Genomic DNA, 22548 nt, shown 5'->3' with positions numbered 1-22548 from the left:
TCCCCCAAAACAGGCCGGTCAAAGCAGTTTGGGGGATTTTTTATTATTTTATGCAAAGATACAAAATTCTTATAACACTGACAATTAGATCGTTAGGTTGTTTTTGACTGATTTACGAGCATCCCTATATTATATATAGACGCGCCACTACCCTTGTCGGTCTTATGCGTTTCCAGACGATACGCACGCACCCCCTGCCTCTTGCCAGAGGCGACAAGAGGCGGTCCGGGTGTATGGGCAGCCTATTTCAGACGCTGCGCCAATCTGCCGAGATACTCTATGCCATAGACAGGCCATAGCGGCACCTTGCGCACATTGGTCCTCACCGCCGGTATGTCGAGCGCCAGGAAGAGCAGAGTCATGCAGCCGCTCATCCAGACCACGATGCCGTAAATCTGCTTGAGGGCTACGCTCATCATACTGCGTATATACTGCTCCATAAAGGCAGGGTAATTCATCTGCGACAGGTCCAGACGCGTCAGCGTGAGCCCTTGGCCGTAGCGGGCTATGTCGTCGTTCATGAACCAGGAGAACCAGTGGGTGTAGATGCCATATCCGGCAGCACCGGCGAGATACATGTGGAAAATATTGAACACGAAGAGCCCCATGAAGAACTGTTCCAGACTGGGGGCAGACTCGTTGAGAGCCCACATGAGCGTGGCGGCGAGAATGGCATAAGCCGCACCACGGCAGATGATAGGCAGACGGAACTGCTCGATGTTGACCTGCATGTCGAGTCTGAAGTACATGAGCAGGGCATAAGCCAGGATAAAGCCGAAGCCAAGGGCAAAGAGTTTCCACACTTTCCACTTCATCACCTTGAGCCACAACAGGTCGATGGCTATGCCCAGATAGACGCCGGGCAGTGCCCATAAGAGCAGTTGTGCCTTGGTATGCTCTTCCAGCCGTATCACCTCGGTATAGAGTATTTCCTCGAGGGTGTGCTCGCAGCCTAAGAGAAGCTCGCCCATAGTCACCACCACCATGATGGGCACTATGTTGCGCAGCCTGAAGATTCTCAGGTCTACATAGGGATTGGCCACCCTGAGCAGCCTGTGTACCACCACGCCCGCCAGAGCCAGCGCCACGCCCGTCAGGATGCGCAGTGTGCGGCTGTCCATCCACATCTTGTAGTCGCCATAGACAAAGATGTAGGACAGCACGAGCATGAGCAGACTGATAAGCAGACCGCTGCAGAAGTCGATGCCACGCAGGCTTATCCTGTTGGGCATGGGGCAGAAGGGACGGCACATCACCAGCTGCACGCCCACCACCACGCACATGGCGCCGATGATGAATACGTGCATCATCTGCCAGGTGAAGTGATAGCCGAACCAAGCCGCCAGGAAGGCGCTGCCCTCGATAGACGTGAGCAGCACGATGTGGAGCACGGGGAAGAACACGGCAAAGTCGCGGCGGGGAGTTATCCACAGCTGGATGTTGCTCATCAACTCAAAGGTGCCTTGCAGCTTGGCCATGCCGCCTATGAAGCACACCACCAGCAGTAGCGGCATGAAGGTGGTATGGATAGTCACGAGGTTGGTCACGGCTATGACCACCGCCGAGGTGATGAGTAGCTGCTGGTTGGTAAAGCTGAACTTCATGCGGAAGAGCATGGGGAAGTAGATGGCCATGCCGGCAAGACTGGCATAGAGCAGCATCATCAGGTCTTCTATCATGAAGTTGGTGGAACCCTGGATGGCCTCAAGCGAACCCAGGTACATACCACCAGAGAACTGGATGCAGAACGCACACAGCACATATATCCACGGCCGGATGCACCGTGGCACCCAGTCGCGGAACATGGGCATATTGAAGCCCATGCCTGCTGTCTGTGGGGGAGGAGGCATTGGTATCATAATCGTCCTTGGCGTCGTAATCAGTATTTCACCTCACACTCCACGTTGTACCCGGCATGCAGGCGGGCAAGGTCTTCGGCGCTGTTGCCGTCGAGGGCGATGCGCACGGTGACGCGCTGCTCGACCTTGACAAAGTTGCCAGTGGCATTGTCGATGGGAAGGAGCGAGAAGGCGCTGCCCGTGGCACGGCTGATGCGCTCCACGCGACCCCGATAGACGATACCGGGCACGGCATCGACGGTGAGCTGCGCCTCAGACCCTTCGTGGATATGGTCGAGCTGGCTCTCCTTGTAGTTGGCCTCGACCCACAGACTGCCCGCATCGACGATGTTTACCAGGGTCTGACCGGGCTGCACGAGCATGCCCTCCTGGATGTCCTTGGTACCCACCACGCCGTCGCAGGTGGCGATGATGTAGCAGTAGGAGAGGTTGAGCTGGGCCAGCTGGACGGCAGCCTGGGCGAGTCGCAGCGTGCTGATAGAGGCAGAGAGGTGGTGGCCCTGCTCGGTCTTGACGCTGGTCTGGGTGGCACGCGAGCGAGCCGCCTGCTCGTATCGGGCTTTGGCACTGAGGTAGGCAGTATGCACGTTGTCATACTGCTGGCGGGTCACAGCCTCCTTGGCGAGCAGGGCTTCGAAGCGGGCGTCCTCGCGACGGGCGTTGTCCAGATGGGCACGGGCTTCCTCGATGCTGGCATCGGTCACCTGCATGCCCGCTTCGGTGGTGGCTATGCTGGAGCCAGTGGCCTTGGAGCCCTCTTCGGCGCGGGCAAGGTCGGCCTGGGCCTGGGCCAGACGCAGACGAAACTCGGTGTCCTCGATGACCACCAGGGTGTCGCCCTTCTTGACGTGCTGGAACTCCTCAAACCTTACCTCCTTGACGAAACCCTGCACACGGGTGTTCTGTGGAGTGACGTGCTGTCGCACACGGGCGTTGTCGGTAAACTCTACATGGCCGAAGTGGCCGAAATTGACAATGACGATACTGGCTCCGATGACAATGAGCAGGAGCACCACGCTGTTGTAAACGTATTTCTTGATATTCTTCATCTTGATGGTTGTTGCGGGTCAGCCGGTGGCGACCCTTGGGTTGGTGTATAGGGTATGGGGCGTAGGGGTGCCGGTGGCTACAGTTGCCCAGCTATGTACTTCATCTTATAATAGGCATAGGCGATGTTGATGCGCGCATCGACCTCGCCCAGTTCGGCGTCGAGCTTCATATTGGTAGCGTCTATCATGTCGGTGATGAGCGCCAGCTGGTTGAGATAGCGGTTGTTGACCACCTGATAGTTCTGGCGCGCCAGCTCCACGCTCTTCTGCTGGGTTTCGAGCTCGGTATAGCTCTGCAGGTAGAGGGTGTAGGCAGCCTGTATCTCGTTGTTTACCTGCTCGGCAGCCACCTCCTTGCGCTCGGCGGCGTTGCGGGAGTTGAGCCGGGCCTGCGCCAGCTTGCGGTTGCTCTTGAAGAGCGCCGACAGCTGATACTGCACGCCCACGCCCACATACCACACGTTGAGGTTCTTGTCTACGGGCGGCAGTTCAAAGGTGATGGGGCCGTTGAAGTTGTTCTGCGCCACGAGAGCCACCTTGGGCAGCAGTTCGCTCTTGGCGATGCGCTCCTGTTGGCGTGCCATCTGCTCGCCCACGCCCGCCATCACCAGTTTAGGGCTTGCCGCCACGGCTGCAGTCTGCCAGTAGGCTTCGCCATCCTTGCCATAGAGGGCAGAGCAGGCATCGTCGGCAGGCTCTATCGCATAGTCTATAGGCAGTCCGAGCGTGTTGCAGAGCTGGTGGTTGAGTATGCGGCGGCTGTTGTGCAGCTGGGTAAGACTCAGACGGAGCCGCTCCATCTGCAGTTCGTATCGGGTGATGTCGTTCTTGAGCGCCACGCCCTGCTGTTGCTTCTCGGTAATGTTGTCGATGAGCTTCTGGGTGAGCGCGATGTTGTTCTCTACCACCCTCTCGCGGTTTGCGGTCTTCATCAGGTCCAGATACTGGCCCAGAGCGATGAAGCGCTGGTTCTGCAGATTGAGAGCCAGCTCGGCCCGAGCCTGGTCGGCACCCAGTTGTGCCAGACGGATGCCTGCATCGATGGCTCCGCCGGCATAGACGGTCTGGCGGGCATCTACCACCAGCTGGTTGCCGAAGTGGGGCGAATGGAGGCCATGCACATGGGCAAAGTCGCGGTCGGTGAGCACTGCATTGCCGATATAGCTGGCAGAAACCTGGGCTCCCACATCGGGCAGACGCTGGCTGCGGGCTGCCCTGACACCCTCGTCAGCAGCTGCCACAGCAGTCTTGCCCGCGCGGATGGTGCGGTTGTGCTGGTCTATCAATCCAAACATGTCTCCGATGGTCATCCTGTGCTCATTCTGAGCATGAGCGTTGGTCGTAATGGCGATACACACGGTTATCGCATAGAATAGTCTTCTGTTCATATCTTTTCTAAAAATCGGTGCAAAGGTAGTTACTATTTGGGAAGCAACAGTGAATAAAAATACGCCAGAATTTGACATTTTGGGAAACTTGGAGTAATTTTGCAGCATGCAAGAGACCCAACTTACCACCATCAGCAGTGCCGTCATCGACGGCGAGAGCCACACCCTCGACCGGGGAGCCATCATCTACAGCCACAGGGGCATCGCCTCGGTGCGTATCAACTTCGACCACTGGGATATGCAGGGCGAGAGCGTGCTTATCATGTTTCCTGGAGATGTTATAAAATGGGAAATGATGGACGACGACTTCTCTGCCGATGCCATCATCTACAGCAGCGACATACTGCGTACGGCGAGCCTCAACATCGAGCACACGGTCTACGATACGCTCAGGGCCGACCGCCGGTGTGGCTACCCCGAGCTCATCGCCCATGTCGTAGACAGCATGTTCCGTATCTTCCGCTTCTATTTCACCGTAGAACACTACACGCTCACCGACCGCATCGTGACCCTGCAGCTGCAGGCGTTCTTCCTGGGTTTCTACGACTATCTGCTCGCCAATCCCCGCGAGCCGGGCAATGACCGCGGCACCCAGCGCAAGGTAGAGCTGTTCAACCGGTTTATGCAGCTGCTCGAAGACGAATACCGCTTGGGACACGAGGTAAACTACTATGCACAGCGCATGAACATCTCGCGCAAGTATCTGGGGCTCATCGTCAGCGACAGGACCGGCGTATCGCCCAAGCGCATCATCGACGAGTACATCATGCTGAGGCTCAAGCTCGCCCTGCGTACCTCCAAGCGCAGTCTGAAGCAGATAGCCGACGACTACAACTTCTCTGACCAGAGCGCTCTTACCCGCTACTTCCGCCATCATGCGGGGCTGTCGCCACAGCAGTACCGTCTGCGCCAGTAGGCTGCACGGTCGCGGGAGCCGCAAGCCACGCGGCTCGGCAGAGCGTGCATGACCAGAGGATGGGGCAACCCTCATGGGCGACGTGGGGAGTGCCCCCGCCGGCTCGTATCAATAGGTACGAGAGCTCGTGACTTACGATACGTGCGCTCGTGACATAAGGCACGTGGGCTCGTGACTTATGTTACGAGCCGACAGCCATGACCTCCACGGCGACAGCCATGACGTCGGGCGCGCTGTCAGCGTTAAACAATCTTAAAAAAGGGGGCTGCGGCATCCATAATCGGCGTTTCAATCGTCTTTAGTAGTGTAACCGCACCGATGGCACCGATGGACACGGTGCCCTACGCTGCAACAACCAAAACAGACATGACAATGAAACAGACTCTGATAAGCATGGCGCTCATACTGATGCTCGCGCTATGCGCCAAAGCACAGAACACCCAGCACAGCTACACCATCACAGGCGTGGTGGCCGACTCGGTCACCCACGAGGGTGAGTCTTACGCCACGCTGACCATTGCGAGAGCCGACTCGGCAGCCAAGCCCGTAAAGCAGGCGCTCACCGACATCAAGGGCCGCTTCAGCATCAGCTCAAGCGGCACGGGCAGCTATCTGCTCATGGTAAGGTCGATGGGACGCAAGCCGATGCAGCGCGCCTACACCGTAGACGCCACCACACGCACCATAGACCTGGGCACGCTGCTCCTGCAGGACGGCGGCAACCAGCTGGAGACGGTCGAGGTGGTGGCCTACAAGCCGCTGGTCAAGGCCGATGTAGACAAGATAGCCTACAGCGTGGAGGACGACCCCGAGGCCAACACCAACACAGTGATAGAGATGCTCAAGAAGGTGCCCATGGTGACTGTAGACGGGCAGGACAACATACGGGTCAACGGCAACAGCTCGTTCAAAATCTATGTGAACGGCAAGCCCAACAACATGATGACCAAGAACCCCAAGGAGGTGCTCAAGAGCATGCCTGCGTCGAGCATCAAGAAAATAGAGGTGATAACCAACCCTGGCCCGAAATACGATGCCGAGGGCGTGGGCGGCATCCTTAACATTGTCACCGAGGGTAAGGGCCCCGAGGGCTATAACGCCACTTTCTCGGGCCGTGCCAACAACAGTAGTTATGGTGGTGGCCTCTATGCCACGGTGAAGCAGGGTAAACTGACTATGAGCGTCAACTATAATGCCAGTAGTAACCACTCGCCTAAGGGCTACACTTACTCCGACCGTAGCCAGATAGGCACCGATGGCACCGTTACCTCGTCTACCGTGGCCGATGGCTACACCAAGGGACATAGCCTGTGGCAGGGCGGTGACGTTGAGGCCAGTTACGAGATAGATACTTTGCGACTGATAACGGGGTCGTTCTCGCTCAGCAAGTTTTCCTCTAAAAGAGACGCCCTGAACACGGCCTTCTCGACGGTGCCGGCCACGGGGCAGCGGCTCTATGGCTATCGCTCGCCCTCGTACAGTAAGGAAAACTGGGACGACTACAGTGCCAGTCTGGACTACCAGCGCTCTTTCAGTGTCAAGGATCGGCTGCTCACCCTGTCATACCGGCTTGAGAGCAGTCCGTCAACCTCAGACAGCCGTTATCTCTATACTGACCGCGAGGCCGCTGATGACTGGCAGACTTTCATAGACCGTATGCGCGACCAGCGCATGGACGGCGATGAGAACACCATGGAGCATACCTTCCAGATAGACTACACCACGCCCTTTGCCAAGCACCACACGTGGGAGGCGGGCGTCAAGTACATACTGCGCCGTAACAAGTCGGACAACGACCGCTATAACCTCGGCACCGGCGACAAGGATGAGACCTACGACAGCGACAATAGTTCGCACTACCGGCACCACAACGATATCCTGGCTGCCTATACGGGTTATGGCCTTACGTTAGACAAGTGGTCGGCTCGCCTGGGCTTGCGCTACGAGCACACCCTGCAGAAAGTAGAGTATCTCCTGGGCCGTGGTACCAACTTCCACAAGAACTTTGACGACCTGGTGCCCTCGGCCCGCCTGGGCTACAAGTTCAGCGATGCCACCAACCTGTCGTTAGGCTACAAGATGCGCATCAACCGCCCCGGTATATGGTATCTGAATCCCTATCTCGATGACCGCATCCCCGATGCCATATCGCAGGGCAACCCCAACCTGGACACTGAGAAAAGCCACGCTGTAGACCTGCAGTTCAGCAGTTACAATTCTAAACTCACCTATACCCTCACAGGCACCTACCAGTTTGTCAATAACAGTATAGAGAGTGTAGACCGCCTGGTTAACGACCGCAATATAGAGGGCCTGCCCAATCCTACCGGCAAGGACGTCATCTATTCATCGTATGCCAACATAGGCCACATCCAGTATGCCGGTCTGATGGCGTATGCCAACTGGACACCCATTACCAATACCCGTATTACCCTCAATGGCAGCGTGGGCTATAGTCACATGAGCGACGGCCAGTCGCTACGCAACCATGGCTGGTGTACCAACATTGATGCCAGCCTGCAACAGACCTTCGCCAAGACCTGGATATTCAACGCGTCGTACTACGTGCAGACCCCGCAGCCGACCCTGCAGGGCAAGGATGCCCGATACCAGTGGTACAACTTCTCGCTGAGCAAGTCGTTTATGGACAAGCGGCTCACCCTGACAGCCTATATCATCAATCCGTTTGGCAAGCGCTATTTCTGCTATCGCAGCGAGACCGTGGCCAACAACTTCCGCACTACGGCCAGCAGCAGCTGGTGCCAGCTGTATTACGGCGTGTCAGTGAGATTCCGTATAGGCAAGCTCAAAGCCAGTGTGAAGCACACTGAGCGCACCGTGGAGAACAACGATGTAAAGCAGGGCGGCGGAGGCGGCAAGGGTTAGCGCAGAGCCTGCCCCGGCACGGCTCCGGCTGACATCGGAGCCACCAGCGACAGGCTGGAAGACGGCGAAAGCGGCCGGAAAGACAGCAAGGGACATCGAGCATCGACACGCGACACTCAGAAAAATGCAGCACGGCTGCATTTTTTTTGTGCCAAACCTTTGTCGGTAAGATAAATGTGAGTATCTTTGAAACCGACATTCAGATAACGACAACAAGCATGAAAACCAAACAGACACTGACAATCATCATCGCCACGCTGGCACTCACCGCCTGTGGCGTGCAGAAGTTGAGCCAGACGGAGAAACTCGTCAGGCAGACCCTGATAGCCCAGGAGACCGACAGTCTGGTAAAAAGCCGCCGCTTCGGCGTAGAGGTGTCGGCTGTATTCCCCCAGGGTGCTTCGATGCGCCATCTCAACTACGACTACGGCATCCAGGTTCACGGCGACACGCTGCGCTCGTATCTCCCCTACTTCGGCCGTGCCTACGAGGTGCCCTACGGCGGCGGCAAGGGGCTCGACTTCTCGGAGCCGATGAAGCGATGGACGCTGACAGAGATGAAGAAAGGCGAGCAGCAGATGAAGATCTGGGTGGAGAACGAGGAAGACTCGTACGTATACACACTCCACATCTATCCGTCGGGCGTGGTAGACCTGACGGTAGACAGCCGGCAGCGCGACCGCATACGCTATAACGGCAACATCACCAAGGAGGCGCGCCGATGAGACGCCTTATACTATATATAATAGGTATAGTGGTGACGGCTATGGGCGCCCACGCCAATCCTCGCTACTGTGCCCGCTATGTCAAGGAGCATCTGCTCTACCAGCGGGGGGCTGAGACCAACGTGATAGACATAGACATGGAGTGGCCCGAGATGGTCGACGGGTCGGCGGCGGTGCCTCTGCAGCGGCTGCTGACACGCACCCTGCTCGGCAATGAGCACTCGACGCTCGACAGTGCCTACACCCGCTTTCTCGCACGCTTTGGCAAGCCCGTGACTCGGCAGTTTGACTCTATCCCCGACGACAGCCGCTTCTGCTACGTCAGTTGTACGCTCAAGCTGATAGGTCACCGTGCCGACAGTTATATCTCGATGAGAGCCAGCTATGTATGCTCGCCCGAGCAGAACTCAACGCAAAAGGGCGATACGGTGTCGATGCTGGTCACGTATGACCTCGGCAGCGGCACAATCATGCGCGATGCCGACCTGCTGCGCATCAACCGACTGCGCGACGGGTACTACGGCGACGACGTCGTCTACAACCTGCTCGCCGGAACCCACACCCCGCTGCCCGACAACATCTATACGCTACAGGTAAACGATGCCTGTCTCGCTGACGACGCACTGCTGATAGACATGTGCTGCACCGACGGCGAGCGCATCACCCCCTTCACCACGCTGGTAGCTCCCGACCGCATCAGGAGTATCGTGACCAAGAACGTGAAGCGGCTCATGAGCGGCAGCGTCACTCTCCTCACCGACCAGTATATGCTGCCCACGCGCGTGGATGGCGACACGGTATACACCCATGCCGACCAGGCTCCCCGATTTGACTTCAACGGCGAGAGCCTAATGAACTATCTGGCTCACAACCTCAGACTCGACCCTGTGGCTATCGAGCGGCTCCCTGCAGGGGCTCGCGCTGTCATTGCCTTCATCGTAGACGCCAGCGGACACATACGCCGCCCCTGCGTGGTGAGCAGTGCCACGCCCGGGATAGACCGCGAACTGATGCGCGCAGCCCGACTCATGCCCGCATGGGCACCAGGAACGGTGGGAGGCAAGCCAGCCAACGTGTGGTGCATGCTGCCCATAGTGCTGAAGAAATAGAAATCGCACGGAGGGTCATCTCCAACTGCGCAGAGGCATCCTCCAGCGATGCCAAGACATCCTCCAGCGACGCAGAGTTATGCTCCACGCCGCTGGTGTTGTCTCCAAGGGTCGGGAAGCGGCAGAAAAGGGTGCCGAAAGCGGTGGTGACAAGCCTGGCGACAGGCGGCGAAAAAGCCACGCAAATTGCGCTATGTCAACCAGATACGACAAATGGCACAAAAATCAGAAAAAAGTGTACAATTATTGTTAAAATACGCACAAAACTGAACTACGTTACTGAGAAGTTTATTAACTTTGCAGTGTCAAAAAACTTTTTGACCGCTGTAGGTTTTCTACAGTGTCGTGTTTAGGGATACAATTGAAACATCAATATTAATAGCATAATTAGGTATGAAAGTAAGAAAATTCTCGCTTGTGGTAGCCTGTATCGGGGCTACTCTTTTAGCTTCATGTGGGAAAAGTGGTGGCGGTATGCCCAACTTCGGTGACAACGAGTTTGCCGTACGCACGATAGCATCGTCGAACGCTGCGCTGCAGACCACCTACCCCGCCACCATCAAAGGTATTCAGGATGTAGAGGTACGTCCGAAGGTGTCAGGCTTCATCACCAAGGTTCTGGTGCATGAGGGTCAGACCGTAGCTGCCGGTCAGGTGCTCTTCACCATCGACAGCGAGACCTATGCCGCTGCCGTGCGTCAGGCCCGGGCAGCCGTCAGCACCGCCAAGGCTCAGCTGAGCACCGCCAAGCTGACCATGGACAACAACAAGAAACTGTATGACAAGGCCATCATCGGCCAGTATGAGTATACCTCTTCTGCCAACTCTTACGCCACAGCCCAGGCTCAACTTGCCCAGGCCGAGGCCGCTCTTGCCGCTGCCCGCGAGCAGTTGGCATGGTGCAGTGTGAAGAGCCCGGCAGCCGGTGTAGTGGGCAGTCTGCCCTTCAAGGCTGGCGCATTGGTAAGCGCGTCGGGTCAGGCATTGACCACGGTGTCGGATGTAAGCACCGTAGAGGTGTTCTTCTCAGTCTCTGAGAGCGAGCTGCTGGCTCTGAGCAAGACCAACGGTAGCACCCAGGCTGCCATCGCCTCCTTCCCCGAACTGAAGTTGAAGTTGGCCGACGGCTCTATCTACAACCATCCCGGCAAGGTAGTCAAGATGAGCGGTGTGCTCGACGCCACTACCGGTTCGGTATCTCTGATAGCCCACTTTGCCAATCCCGACAAGCTGCTGAAGAGCGGCGGCGCCGGCACCATCATCGTGCCCTCGGTAGACCAGGGTGCCATCCAGATACCTCAGGAGGCCTGCTCACAGATACAGAACAAGACCTTCGTGTATGTAGTGACCAAGGACAACAAGGTGAAATATACCGAGATAACCATAAATCCCCAGAACGACGGCCAGACTTATATCGTGACCTCGGGTCTGCACGTGGGTGACCGCATCGTGACCAAGGGTATCACCAAGCTCACCGACGGTATGGAGATTGTCCCCATCACCGAGCAACGCTATGAGCAGAAGATAGACGAGGCTGCCAAGCTGGCCGAGAGCCAGGGCAACGCCCACGACTTCGCTGCCACCATGAGCGGCAAGAAGAAGTAAGCATATATATAATAAGGTATAAGAAAACAAGTAAATCATGACATTTACAAACTTTATCAAACGACCGGTACTCTCGACGGTAATCTCCATCTTCTTCGTCTTGCTGGGTACCATCGGTCTGATATCGCTGCCAGTGGAGCAGTACCCCGATATCGCACCGCCTACCATCTCGGTATCGACCACCTATACCGGTGCTGATGCCCAGACGGTGCTCAACTCTGTCATCGTACCGCTCGAGGAGAGCATCAACGGTGTGGAGAACATGACCTATATGACCTCGTCGGCCACCAACGACGGTATGGCCAACATCACCGTATTCTTCAAGCAGGGATCTGACCCCGATATGGCAGCCGTAAACGTGCAGAACCGCGTGTCTCAAGCACAGGCGCTGCTCCCCGCCGAAGTAACCCGCGTGGGTGTGACCGTGTCGAAACGCCAGACATCCAACGTGATAATGTTCTCTATCACCTCCGAGGACGGCCGCTACGACGACGAGTTCGTTACCAACTACGCGCTGATTAACGTCATCCCCCAGCTTAAGCGTATTACCGGTGTGGGTGATGTGCAGAGTCCCTCTATGCGTAACTACTCTATGCGTATATGGCTCAAGCCCGAGAAGATGAAGGAGTACGGACTCGTACCTTCTGATATTTCAACCGCCCTGGGTGAGCAGAACATCGAGGCTGCCCCAGGTAAGTTTGGCGAGAACTCGGATATGGCTTACGAGTATGTGCTGCGCTACAAGGGTCGTCTGAAGACCGTGCCCGAGTATGAGAACATACTGCTCAAGAGCAACACCACAGGTCAGACCCTGCGCTTGGGTGATGTGGCACGCATCGAACTGGGCGGTCTGAGTTACGCCGTAAGTCTGAAGAACAACGGCCAGCCCGCCGTGATGGGTATGGTACAGCAGATTGCCGGCTCTAACGCCACCCAGATAGCCACCGACGTGAAGAAAGCCCTGGCTGAAGCCAGCAAGAGCTTCCCTCCCGGACTGGAGTACACCATCGAGCAGGATGTGACCGAGTTCCTCTACGCCTCTATCGAGGAGGTAGTGTTTACCCTCATCATCACGCTGCTGCTGGTATTCATGGTAGTGTATATCTTCCTCCAGGACTTCCGCTCGACCCTCATCCCTATGATTGCCGTACCTGTGGCGCTCATAGGTACCTTCCTCTTCCTCTGGATATTCGGCTTCTCCGTCAACCTGCTTACCCTCTCGGCGCTGCTGTTGGCCATCGCCATCGTGGTCGATGATGCCATCGTGGTAGTCGAGGCCGTCCACGCTAAGTTGGACCAGGGCTACAAGAGCGCGTTGACCGCCTCTATCGACGCGATGAACGAGATTTCGGGCGCCATCATCTCCATCACGCTGGTAATGTCGGCTGTGTTTATCCCCGTGTCATTCATGGGCGGCACATCCGGTACCTTCTATCGCGAGTTTGGTGTGACCATGGCCGTATCTATCGTCATCTCCGCCATCAACGCCCTCACCCTGTCGCCAGCCCTCTGTGCCATGCTGCTGAAGCCCCATGCCGACGACGCCGACAGCCACAAGGCCAAGTCGTTCATTGACCGCTTCCACGCTGGCTTCAACTACCAGTTTGAGAAGATTACCAATAAGTATAAAGGTGGTGTCGAGTGGATTATCCGCCACGGCATGATAACCGCCGGTACGATAGTCGCAGGTATTGCCGTGCTGGTCATCCTGATGGCTACCACCAAGACCGGACTTGTGCCCGACGAGGATACCGGTACCCTCTTTGTGACCATTTCGGCAGCCCCTGGTACCAGCCAGGAGCGCACGCTGAAGATTGTGGACCAGGTAGACAAGATGCTGGCAGGCAACCCCGCCATCCAGCGGCGTGAGGCCATCATCGGATACAACTTCATCGCAGGCCAGGGCTCAGACCAGGCCAACTTCATCATCAAGCTGAAGCCATTCGACGAGCGCCCTGGCGGTTTCTTCCACCGCATCAAGAGCGCGATTACCGGCGGCGGCATCGAGGCCCTCTTCGTCAATCCTATGGAGTCGGGCTCAGTGCTGGGCATGATCTACAAGCAGACCGCGACCATCAAGGACGCCCAGATTCTGGCCTTCGGCCCTCCTATGATTCCTGGCTTCTCTGCCCAGAGCGGTGTGACGATGACCATGCAGGACAAGACCGGTGGCGACTTGAACCGCTTCTTCGAGGTGACCAAGAACTTCCTCGCCGAGCTCAACAAGCGCCCCGAGATACAGAACGCCATGACTTCATACAACCCCAACTATCCCCAGTACATGGTGGATGTAGACGTAGCCAAGACCAAGCAGGCCGGCATCTCACCCTCTACGGTGCTCGCCACCCTGCAGGGCTACTACGGAGGTATGTATGCGTCTAACTTCAACGCCTACGGCAAGCTCTATCGTGTAATGATACAGGGTGACGTGTCGAGCCGTATGCGCCCCGAGGATCTGTCCAACATCTACGTGCGCACCTCGTCGGGCCAGATGTCGCCTGTAAGCGAGTTTATCAACCTGCGCCGAGTATACGGACCGTCCAACGTGAACCGTTTCAACCTTTTCACCTCTATCAACGTGTCGGTTACCCCCAATACGGGCTACTCTACCGGTGAGGCCATCAAGGCCATCTCTGAGGTGTCCAAGGACAATCTGCCCGACGGCTACGGCTACGAGTATTCTGGTCTTACCCGCTCTGAGGCAGAGTCGAGCAACTCTACCGCCATCATCTTCGTACTCTGTATCGTATTCGTTTACCTGATTCTGAGTGCGCAGTACGAGAGCTACATCCTGCCTCTGTCGGTAGTGCTGTCCATCCCCTTCGGTCTGGCTGGTGCGTTTATCTTCACCAACCTCTTCGGCCACTCCAACGACATCTACATGCAGATTTCGCTGATTATGCTTATCGGTCTGTTGGCCAAGAACGCCATCCTTATCGTGCAGTTCGCCCTTGAGCGCCGCCGCACGGGTATGGCCATCAAGTACTCGGCCATCCTGGGAGCCGCAGCCCGTCTGCGTCCTATCCTGATGACCTCACTGGCCATGGTTATCGGTCTGCTGCCACTGATGTTTGCTTCGGGTGTAGGCAAGAACGGTAACCAGACTCTGGGTGCCGCCGCCGTGGGAGGTATGTTCATCGGTACCGCCATCCAGGTATTCGTAGTGCCCGCCCTCTTCGTGGTATTCCAGTGGCTCCAGGAGCGCATTAGTCCGCTCAAGTTCGAGGACGAGACCAACGAGGAAGCTGCCGCCGAGCTGGAGCAGTATGCCTCTGCCGCCCACCACAGAGGACTGACCAAGAAGTAGTAAACCGACCAATAACTTGAAGTAAAGACAATGAAAAAGAATTTGAATATATTGCTCGTAGGTCTTGCAGTGCTCAGCATGAGCAGCTGCAAGAGCCTCTACGGCAAATACGAGCGTCCTGATGTGAAGACTGCCGGCCTGGTGCGCGACTCTGCGTCGCTTACCGACACGCTGGCCGTCACCGACACCACCTCGTTTGCCAACATCCCCTGGCGCTCGGTGTTTACCGACCCCCAGCTGCAGAGCCTCATCGAGAAGGGATTGGCCAACAACCCCGACCTGCTCAACGCCGCCCTCAACGTGAAGATGGCTGAAGACCAGCTCAAGGTGGCCAAGCTCGCCTTTGTGCCCGCCCTCACCTTTACGCCCCAAGGCACCATCGCCTCGTGGGACGGCAACAAGGCCACCCAGACCTACAGCCTGCCCGTGACCGCCAGCTGGTCGCTCGACCTCTTCGGCAACCTGCTCTCCGTGAAGCGTGGCGCCCAGATGTCGCTCTTGCAGATGAAGGACTATCAGGTCACGGTCAAGACCAACCTCATAGCCAACATCGCCAACCTCTACTACACCCTGCTGATGCTCGACAAGCAGCTCGAGCTCGTAAGCGACATGGAGACCCTCACCAAGGACACTTGGGAGACCATGAAGGTGCTCATCGACAGCCGCCGCGGCTACCGTTCGGTATCGGTCCAGGCCGCCGAGTCCAACTACTACTCGGTGCTGACCAAGAAGGCCGACCTGAAACGCCAAATCCGCGAGACCGAGAATACGCTTAGCCTGCTCCTGGGCGAACAGGCGCAGACCATAGCCCGTGGCAAGATAGAGGCCCAGAGCCTGCCCACCAGCTTCTCTACCGGAGTGGGCGTGCAGCTGCTCAACAACCGCGCCGACGTCCATGCCGCCGAGATGGCCCTGGCCCAGTGCTTCTATGGCGTAGAGACCGCCCGCAGCCGTTTCTATCCCTCCATCACCATCTCGGGCACAGGCGCCTTCACCAACTCTGCCGGCGCAGGCATCGTCAACCCCGGCAAGTGGCTGCTCTCTGCCGTAGGCTCGCTCGTGCAGCCCATCTTCCAGAACGGACGCCTCATCGCCGGACTCCGCGTGGCCAAGGCTCAGTATGAGCAGGCCTACAACACCTGGCAGAACGCCGTGCTCAAGGCCGGCAGCGAGGTGAGCAACGCCCTGGTGCTCTACAACTCATCGGAGGAGAAGAGCCAGATTGAGGCCAAGCAGATAGAGGTGCTCCAAAAGAACGTCGAGCAGACCCGCGAGCTCGTGGGCGACGCCGGCAGCAACTATCTGGACATCATCACCGCCCAGTCGTCACTGCTCAATGTGCAGCTGTCCAAGGTGGCCGACGACTTCAACAAGATGCAGGCAGTGGTCAACCTCTACTACGCCCTCGGCGGTGGAGCCAAGTAATATTAACCCATTAATCAAGATTACAACTAATATGGCAAGTATAATAAGTCCCAAGGCAGACGTGTCGCCCAAAGCCAAGATAGGCGACAACTGCCGCATATATCCCTTCGTCTATATCGAAGACGATGTAGAGATTGGCGACAACTGCGTCATCTATCCCTTCGTGAGCATCCTCAACGGTACCCGTATGGGCAGCGGCAACAAGGTGTTCCAAGGAGCCGTCATTGCCGCCCTTCCCCAGGATTTCAACTTCACCGGTGAAGAGAGCCATGTGGTGATAGGCGACAACAATACCATACGCGAGAATGTGGTCATCAACCGCGGCACCCATGCCGGCGGAAAGACCATGCTGGGCAACGGCAACTTCCTCATGGAGGGCGCCCACATCTCCCACGACACCGTGGTGGGCAACAAGTGCGTATTCGGCTACGGTACCAAGATTGCCGGCGACTGCGAGATAGGCGACAGCGTAATCTTCTCTACCTCAGTCATCGAGAACGCCAAGACCCGCGTGGGCGACATGGCCATGATACAGGCCGGCACCAGTTTCTCCAAAGACGTGCCTCCCTACATCCTCGCCGGTGGCAAACCGGTGGCTTACGGCGGTCCCAACAACGTCATCATGGAGGCTGCCGGCATCGACGAGAAGGTGCGCAAGCACGTGGCCAATGCCTACCGACTGGTATTCCACGGCCAGACCTCGCTCTTTGACGCCATCAACCAGATTAAGGACCAGGTGCCCGACGGCGCCGAGGTGCGCAAGGTGGTGGAGTTTCTGAGCCAAAGCAAAGCAGGTATCATTACCAAGATATAATCCATACCTAATTAGTGTTATCACACCGAGGGAGTTCGCTGATAGAAGCGGGCTCCCTCTTTTATTGTCCCCGCCGAGGCAGACACCGCCTCTGCTGGGAGCGCAGACCACGGTTGGCGGCTCGTGACGGAAGTCACGTGGGCTCGTGCCTTATGATACGCGCCCACGTTTCAAAAGGCACGGACTCACGTATCATAAGTCACGAGCCACCGACGATGGCTCCAGCCCCTCGGAGAAGCCATCTCCATCGACCGCTGACGCCATCTCCATCGACCGCTGACGCCGTCTCCAGCCCTCTGATTGCCGCCCCTGATGCAATATACCACAATCGTGGTAGTCCAAATAACCCATGTATGCTATTGCGAGAAAGTGAAAATCGCCGTAACTTTGCATCGACAATATCAATAAATGTATTACCGCGCTCTGTCTGCCCTCTCATTTAGGTCCACAGACGAGCCAAAAACGATTAGAAAGGAAAGTATTATGAGCAACAAGAAGTACCGTTTCGAGACCCTTCAACTGCACGTAGGCCAGGAGCAGGCCGACCCCACCACCGACGCCCGCGCCGTGCCTATCTACCAGACCACCTCTTACGTGTTCCGCAACTCCCAGCACGCCGCCGACCGCTTTGCCCTGCGCGATGCCGGCAACATTTACGGCCGACTGACCAACCCCACCCAGGAGGCATTTGAGAAGCGCATGGCAGCACTCGAAGGCGGAGTGGCAGCACTGGCAGTGGCTTCGGGAGCGGCTGCAGTGACCTACGCCCTGCAGAATGTGGCCGTCAACGGTGACCACATCATAGCCGCCAACAATCTCTACGGCGGCACATTCAACCTGATAGAACACACGCTGAGCACTCAGGGCGTGACATCGACCATCGTAGACCCCGCCAACTTTGACGAGGTCGAGGCAGCCTTCCGTCCCAACACCAAGGCCATCATCGTAGAGACCTTCGGCAACCCCAACGCCAGCGTCACCAACATAGACCGCATCAGCGAGATAGCTCACCGCCACAACACCATCGTGGTGGTCGACAACACCTTTGGCACCCCCTATCTCTTCCGTCCGCTCGAGCACGGCGCCGACATCGTGGTACACTCTGCCACCAAGTTCATCGGTGGCCACGGCAGTTCGCTCGGCGGTGTCATCGTCGACGGCGGCCGCTTCGACTGGAAGGCCAATGCCGACAAGTATCCCACGCTCGCCCAGCCCGACCCCTCTTACCATGGTGCCGTTTTCGCCGACGTGGCTGGCGCTGCCGCCTTCGTCACCCGCATCCGCGCCGTGGTGCTGCGCGATACGGGAGCCGCCATCAGCCCCTTCAACGCCTGGATACTGCTCCAGGGCCTCGAGACCCTCTCGCTGCGCGTGGAGCGCCATGTCTACAACACGCTGCGCATCGTCGAGCATCTCGCCCACCATCCCAAGGTGGCCAAGGTAAACCACCCCTCGCTCGCCTCACATCCAGACCACGAGCTCTACAACCAGTATTTCCCCAACGGCGGCGGCTCTATCTTCACCATCGAGCTCAAGGGCGGTGAGAAAGAGGCTTGGGAGTTTATCGACCACCTGCGTATCTTCTCGCTCCTTGCCAATGTGGCCGACGTGAAGAGTCTGGTCATCCACCCCGCCACCACCACCCACTCACAGATGACTCCCCAGGAGCTCGAAGAGCAGCACATCTATCCCTCGACCATACGCCTGAGTATCGGCATCGAGCATGTAGACGACCTCATCGATGCCCTCGACGAGGCACTTACCTACGTCAAGTAATAATCACAATAACTGTCAGCCGGCCTCTCCCCTCGTCTCTTTCCGCTATAGTGGGGAGAGGCTGCCGACCCAACCACAAAGAAGAACACTATGGCAAAAATTGCAAAACAGTTGACCGACCTCATCGGCAACACCCCCCTCTTGGAACTTAACAAGTATTCGGCCACCAAGCACCTTGACACCCCCATCATTGCCAAGGTAGAGTATTTCAATCCCGGCGGCAGCGTCAAAGACCGCATCGCCCTCGCCATGATTACCGACGCCGAGCAGCGTGGCATCCTCAAACCCGGTGCCACCATCATCGAGCCCACCAGCGGCAACACGGGTGTGGGCCTGGCTCTGGTGTCGGCCGTGAGAGGCTATCACCTCATCCTCACCATGCCAGAGACCATGAGCGTGGAGCGTCGCAACCTCGTCAAAGCCTATGGGGCACGGGTAGAACTGACCAGTGGCAAAGACGGCATGACGGGAGCCATCAGGCGCGCCGAGGAGCTGAAGCGCGAGATACCGGGCAGCGTGATACTGCAGCAGTTTGAGAACCCCGCCAACCCACAGACCCACTACCTCACCACCGGCAAGGAGATATGGGAGCAGACAGAGGGCAAGATAGACATCTTTGTAGCTGGCGTGGGCACCGGAGGCACCATCTCGGGCATCGGCCGCCGTCTGAAGGAGTACGACCCCAATGTCAAGGTAGTCGCCGTAGAACCCGCCTCGTCGGCAGTGCTCAACGGCAAGCCCAGCGGTCCGCACAAGATACAGGGCATCGGTGCCGGATTTGTGCCCAAGACCTACGACGCGACGGTGATAGACGAGGTGCTTGACATCGACAACGACGACGCCATCCGCACCGGTCGCGAACTGGCTGCCAACGAAGGACTGCTCACGGGCATCTCGTCGGGAGCCGCCGTATATGCCGCCACCCTACTGGCCCAACGCCCCGAAAACCGCGGCAAGCGCATCGTGACGCTGCTGCCCGATACCGGCGAGCGTTATCTCTCGACCGTGCTCTACGCCTTCGACGAATATCCGCTCTAACCCCCCACCCTCTACAGCCACGGCAACACGGCGCAAGCCGCAGCCTGGCATCAAAAAGACAAAGCCGCAGCAGGTCTGTACCGCTGCGGCTTGTTTCGTATATTCCAATCAGTATCAAGGCATCGCCCACGGCATGACTGCCGATGGGTCTGGGCAATGGCAGCCCTGCTGACGGCTATCCCATCACGACATCGAGAACCATCATCAACACGAAGCCCATGGCAAAACCTATCGTGCTGAGATTGCTGTGCGCACCGCTGGAGGCTTCGGGTATCAGTTCTTCGACCACCACGTAGAGCATGGCTCCTGCTGCAAAGGCGAGCATATAGGGAAGAGCGGGCAGCAGCAGCGAGGCCAGCACCATGACAGCTATGGCTCCGATGGGTTCGACGACTCCGCTGAGCGTCCCCAAGACAAACGATTTCCACCTGCTGTTGCCAGCCGCCCTCATGGGCATGGAGATGATGGCGCCCTCGGGGATGTTCTGGATGGCTATGCCCAACGCTACCGTGACGGCACTGGCCAAAGAGATGTATGATGCATCATTCTCGGCACCGGCAAAGACTACACCCACTGCCATGCCTTCGGGCAGATTGTGGATAGTCACCGCAAAGGCAAGCATGGCTGTCTTGGACAGGTGAGACCTGACGCCCTCGGGCTTGTCGGTGCCTATATGGAGGTGGGGAGTAAACTCGTCGATAACCAGCAGAAAGCCAATGCCCAGAAGAAAACCCACCGCAGCAGGAACCACCGACCACGCTCCACGCCCAGCCACCATCTCCATAGCCGGGATGAGCAAGGACCATACCGATGCTGCCACCATCACGCCCGAAGCAAAGCCCAACAACGACTTCTGCAGTCGCACAGACATATCGCGCTTCATCATAAAGACAAATGCGGAGCCGAGCATCGTACCCAGCAGCGGAAGCAGAAGCCCCACGATTATTGTAAGTGTCATAGCTGTCATATTCTACCTTATTATTATTTGTTCCTGCTGCAAAGATACGGTGAAATCGCGAGTCTGGCAATACCCTGATGTGATTTTTTTTCGCCATGGCGGCAAGGACAAAAGACAGAGGTCTGTCTGCGATTGCCCCCAGGGACTACTGATAGAGGACAACTGCCAACGGAAACTTTGTGAACAAATAATCGGGAATAGTGTTGGGCAATTCGCCGATTTTCATTACTTTTGCCCCATCGGCGGGCGGCATTGCCACGATGCACATGATGCACGCCACATCCGCCACCAGTAAGAAGCAGATGATGAATAGGCATTAATCTGCCCTTTGATTTTAGTTATCACTCACAGGGGCGCACTCCACCGACGTGCGCCCCACTTTATTGGAACCAATAAAAGATGAAAAGACTGTCACCGCTCACCCACCGCCGCTATCTGGTACCGCTGGTACTGGTAACCCTACTGTTCTTCCTGTGGGGATTTGCGCGCGCCATACTCGATGTACTCAACAAGCATCTGCAGAACCAGATGGACATCAGCATCACCCAGTCGTCGCTCATCCAGGTGACCACCTATCTGGGCTACTTCCTGATGGCCATCCCCGCGGGCCTGTTTATCAACCGCTATGGCTACCGGCGCGGCGTAGTACTGGGTCTGCTGCTCTTCGGGGCAGGGTCGCTGCTGATGATCCCCGGCGTCGAGGCAGGCACATTCAGGGCTTTCCTGCTGGCACTCTTCGTGATAGGCTGCGGACTGGTGTTTCTGGAGACTGCCGCCAATCCCTACGTGACCGAGTTAGGCCCCGCCGAGACATCGACCAGCCGTCTGAACCTCTCACAGTCGGTCAACGGACTGGGCTGCCTCTTCGCCACCTTTGCCGTGGGCCAATGGTTCTTCGGCTCGGGCAACATCGAGAGCGTGGTGCTGCCCTACGCGGTGATGGGAGCCACCGTGCTGGTGGTGGCACTAATCTTCACCCGCGCCAATCTGCCCGAGATAGCCCATGCCGACGACGCCAGTGCCCGGCTCAGCCGCAGCCATATCGCCGAACTGCTGCTGCACCGACGCCTCTTCGTCTTCGGACTGGCGGCCCTGCTGTGTTATGAGATTGCCGAGATATCCATCAACAGCTACTTCATCAACTTTGTGACCGGGCAGGGATGGATGGACGACTCGACGGCATCGATGGTCATCACCTGTGCCTTGGCCTTCTTCATGGTGGGACGCTTTGTGGGCAGCTGGATTATGCGCAGCGTGGCGGCAGAGACCATGCTGCTGACTTGCGGCGCTGGCGCCGTGGCGTGTACGGCGCTGGTGCTTGCCGATATAGGCATCGTATCGATGGTGGCGCTGGTGGCCATCTATCTCTTCGAAGCCATCATGTTTCCCACCATCTTCGCCCTGTCGCTGCGCGGACTCGGCGCCTACACCAAGAGCGCCTCGTCGCTGCTGATGATGACTCCCATCGGCGGCTGTGGCTTTCTGCTGATGGGGCTGATAGCCGACCACGTCAACCTGGTGGTTCCCTTTGTGATACCCCTCATCGGCTTTGCCGTGGTGACCACCTATGCGCTGCGCCTCCGCCACGGTAGAAGCCATGGTGGTGACGGCTCGGTTTTGCAAAGTTGATTTTGCATTTCTGCGCCTAACCGCAGCCAATAGGAAAATAATGTGAAAAACAACCACAACGAGC

15 protein-coding genes are annotated in these 22548 nt (G+C 57.4%); 11 read left to right on the top strand and 4 right to left on the bottom strand.

The annotated features are described in order from the left end of the window. Positions 1-242: 242 nt before the first annotated feature. The 3 genes from CIK94_RS09320 to CIK94_RS09310 all read right to left on the bottom strand — a co-directional run bounded on the left by CIK94_RS09320 (position 243) and on the right by CIK94_RS09310 (position 4296). Positions 243-1859 (bottom strand): hypothetical protein, encoded by a 1617-nt coding sequence (locus tag CIK94_RS09320; RefSeq protein WP_094422790.1) that lies wholly within the window; start codon positions 1857-1859, stop codon positions 243-245. 20 nt (positions 1860-1879) lie between these two features. Then, entirely contained in the window at positions 1880-2914 is a 1035-nt protein-coding gene (locus CIK94_RS09315) for an HlyD family secretion protein (RefSeq protein ID WP_371591651.1), read from the bottom strand. Between the two features lie 71 nt (positions 2915-2985). After that, a complete protein-coding gene (locus tag CIK94_RS09310) occupies positions 2986-4296 on the bottom strand; it encodes a TolC family protein (RefSeq protein ID WP_094422786.1) in 1311 nt (436 codons plus the stop codon). Between the two features lie 106 nt (positions 4297-4402). Here CIK94_RS09310 and CIK94_RS09305 point away from each other — a divergent pair, with 106 nt between their 5' ends. The 10 genes from CIK94_RS09305 to cysK all read left to right on the top strand — a co-directional run bounded on the left by CIK94_RS09305 (position 4403) and on the right by cysK (position 19897). Further along, a complete protein-coding gene (locus CIK94_RS09305; RefSeq protein ID WP_022311689.1) occupies positions 4403-5212 on the top strand; it encodes a helix-turn-helix domain-containing protein in 810 nt (269 codons plus the stop codon). Between the two features lie 372 nt (positions 5213-5584). Next, entirely contained in the window at positions 5585-8098 is a 2514-nt protein-coding gene (locus CIK94_RS09300) for an outer membrane beta-barrel family protein (protein WP_254046186.1), read from the top strand. 176 nt (positions 8099-8274) lie between these two features. Further along, a complete protein-coding gene (locus tag CIK94_RS09295) occupies positions 8275-8823 on the top strand; it encodes a DUF4251 domain-containing protein (RefSeq protein WP_216821941.1) in 549 nt (182 codons plus the stop codon). Then, complete coding sequence (locus tag CIK94_RS09290; RefSeq protein ID WP_094384863.1) at positions 8820-9932, top strand: energy transducer TonB; 1113 nt, start codon at positions 8820-8822, stop codon at positions 9930-9932. The genes CIK94_RS09295 and CIK94_RS09290 overlap by 4 nt, the downstream gene beginning before the upstream one ends. A gap of 393 nt (positions 9933-10325) precedes the next feature. Further along, a complete protein-coding gene (locus CIK94_RS09285) occupies positions 10326-11537 on the top strand; it encodes an efflux RND transporter periplasmic adaptor subunit (protein ID WP_094422784.1) in 1212 nt (403 codons plus the stop codon). 37 nt (positions 11538-11574) lie between these two features. Continuing rightward, complete coding sequence (locus tag CIK94_RS09280) at positions 11575-14844, top strand: efflux RND transporter permease subunit (RefSeq protein WP_094422782.1); 3270 nt, start codon at positions 11575-11577, stop codon at positions 14842-14844. A 30-nt stretch (positions 14845-14874) separates the two neighbouring features. Continuing rightward, a complete protein-coding gene (locus CIK94_RS09275; RefSeq protein ID WP_094388171.1) occupies positions 14875-16269 on the top strand; it encodes an efflux transporter outer membrane subunit in 1395 nt (464 codons plus the stop codon). 31 nt (positions 16270-16300) lie between these two features. Next, positions 16301-17083 (top strand): acyl-ACP--UDP-N-acetylglucosamine O-acyltransferase, encoded by a 783-nt coding sequence (gene lpxA / locus CIK94_RS09270; RefSeq protein ID WP_022311696.1) that lies wholly within the window; start codon positions 16301-16303, stop codon positions 17081-17083. A 483-nt stretch (positions 17084-17566) separates the two neighbouring features. Continuing rightward, positions 17567-18859 carry an O-acetylhomoserine aminocarboxypropyltransferase/cysteine synthase family protein gene (locus tag CIK94_RS09260; protein ID WP_022311697.1) on the top strand — a complete coding sequence of 431 codons (1293 nt, stop codon included), beginning with the start codon at positions 17567-17569 and terminating at the stop codon, positions 18857-18859. A gap of 90 nt (positions 18860-18949) precedes the next feature. After that, positions 18950-19897 (top strand): cysteine synthase A, encoded by a 948-nt coding sequence (gene cysK, locus CIK94_RS09255; protein WP_094384855.1) that lies wholly within the window; start codon positions 18950-18952, stop codon positions 19895-19897. A 175-nt stretch (positions 19898-20072) separates the two neighbouring features. Here the strand turns inward: cysK and CIK94_RS09250 are convergent, their stop codons facing one another. Next, positions 20073-20855: a ZIP family metal transporter gene (locus tag CIK94_RS09250; protein ID WP_094384962.1), complete on the bottom strand. Its 783-nt coding sequence runs from the start codon at positions 20853-20855 to the stop codon at positions 20073-20075. A 399-nt stretch (positions 20856-21254) separates the two neighbouring features. Between CIK94_RS09250 and CIK94_RS09245 the strand changes: the two genes are divergently transcribed. Further along, positions 21255-22484 (top strand): MFS transporter, encoded by a 1230-nt coding sequence (locus CIK94_RS09245; RefSeq protein WP_094384853.1) that lies wholly within the window; start codon positions 21255-21257, stop codon positions 22482-22484. The last annotated feature ends 64 nt before the right edge of the window (positions 22485-22548 follow it).

The organism is Prevotella sp. P4-51, from assembly GCF_002251455.1.
Classification (GTDB): Bacteria; Bacteroidota; Bacteroidia; order Bacteroidales; family Bacteroidaceae; genus Prevotella.
Note: the sequence above shows the minus strand (reverse complement) of the source record. Positions and strands in the feature narration are given on the sequence as shown.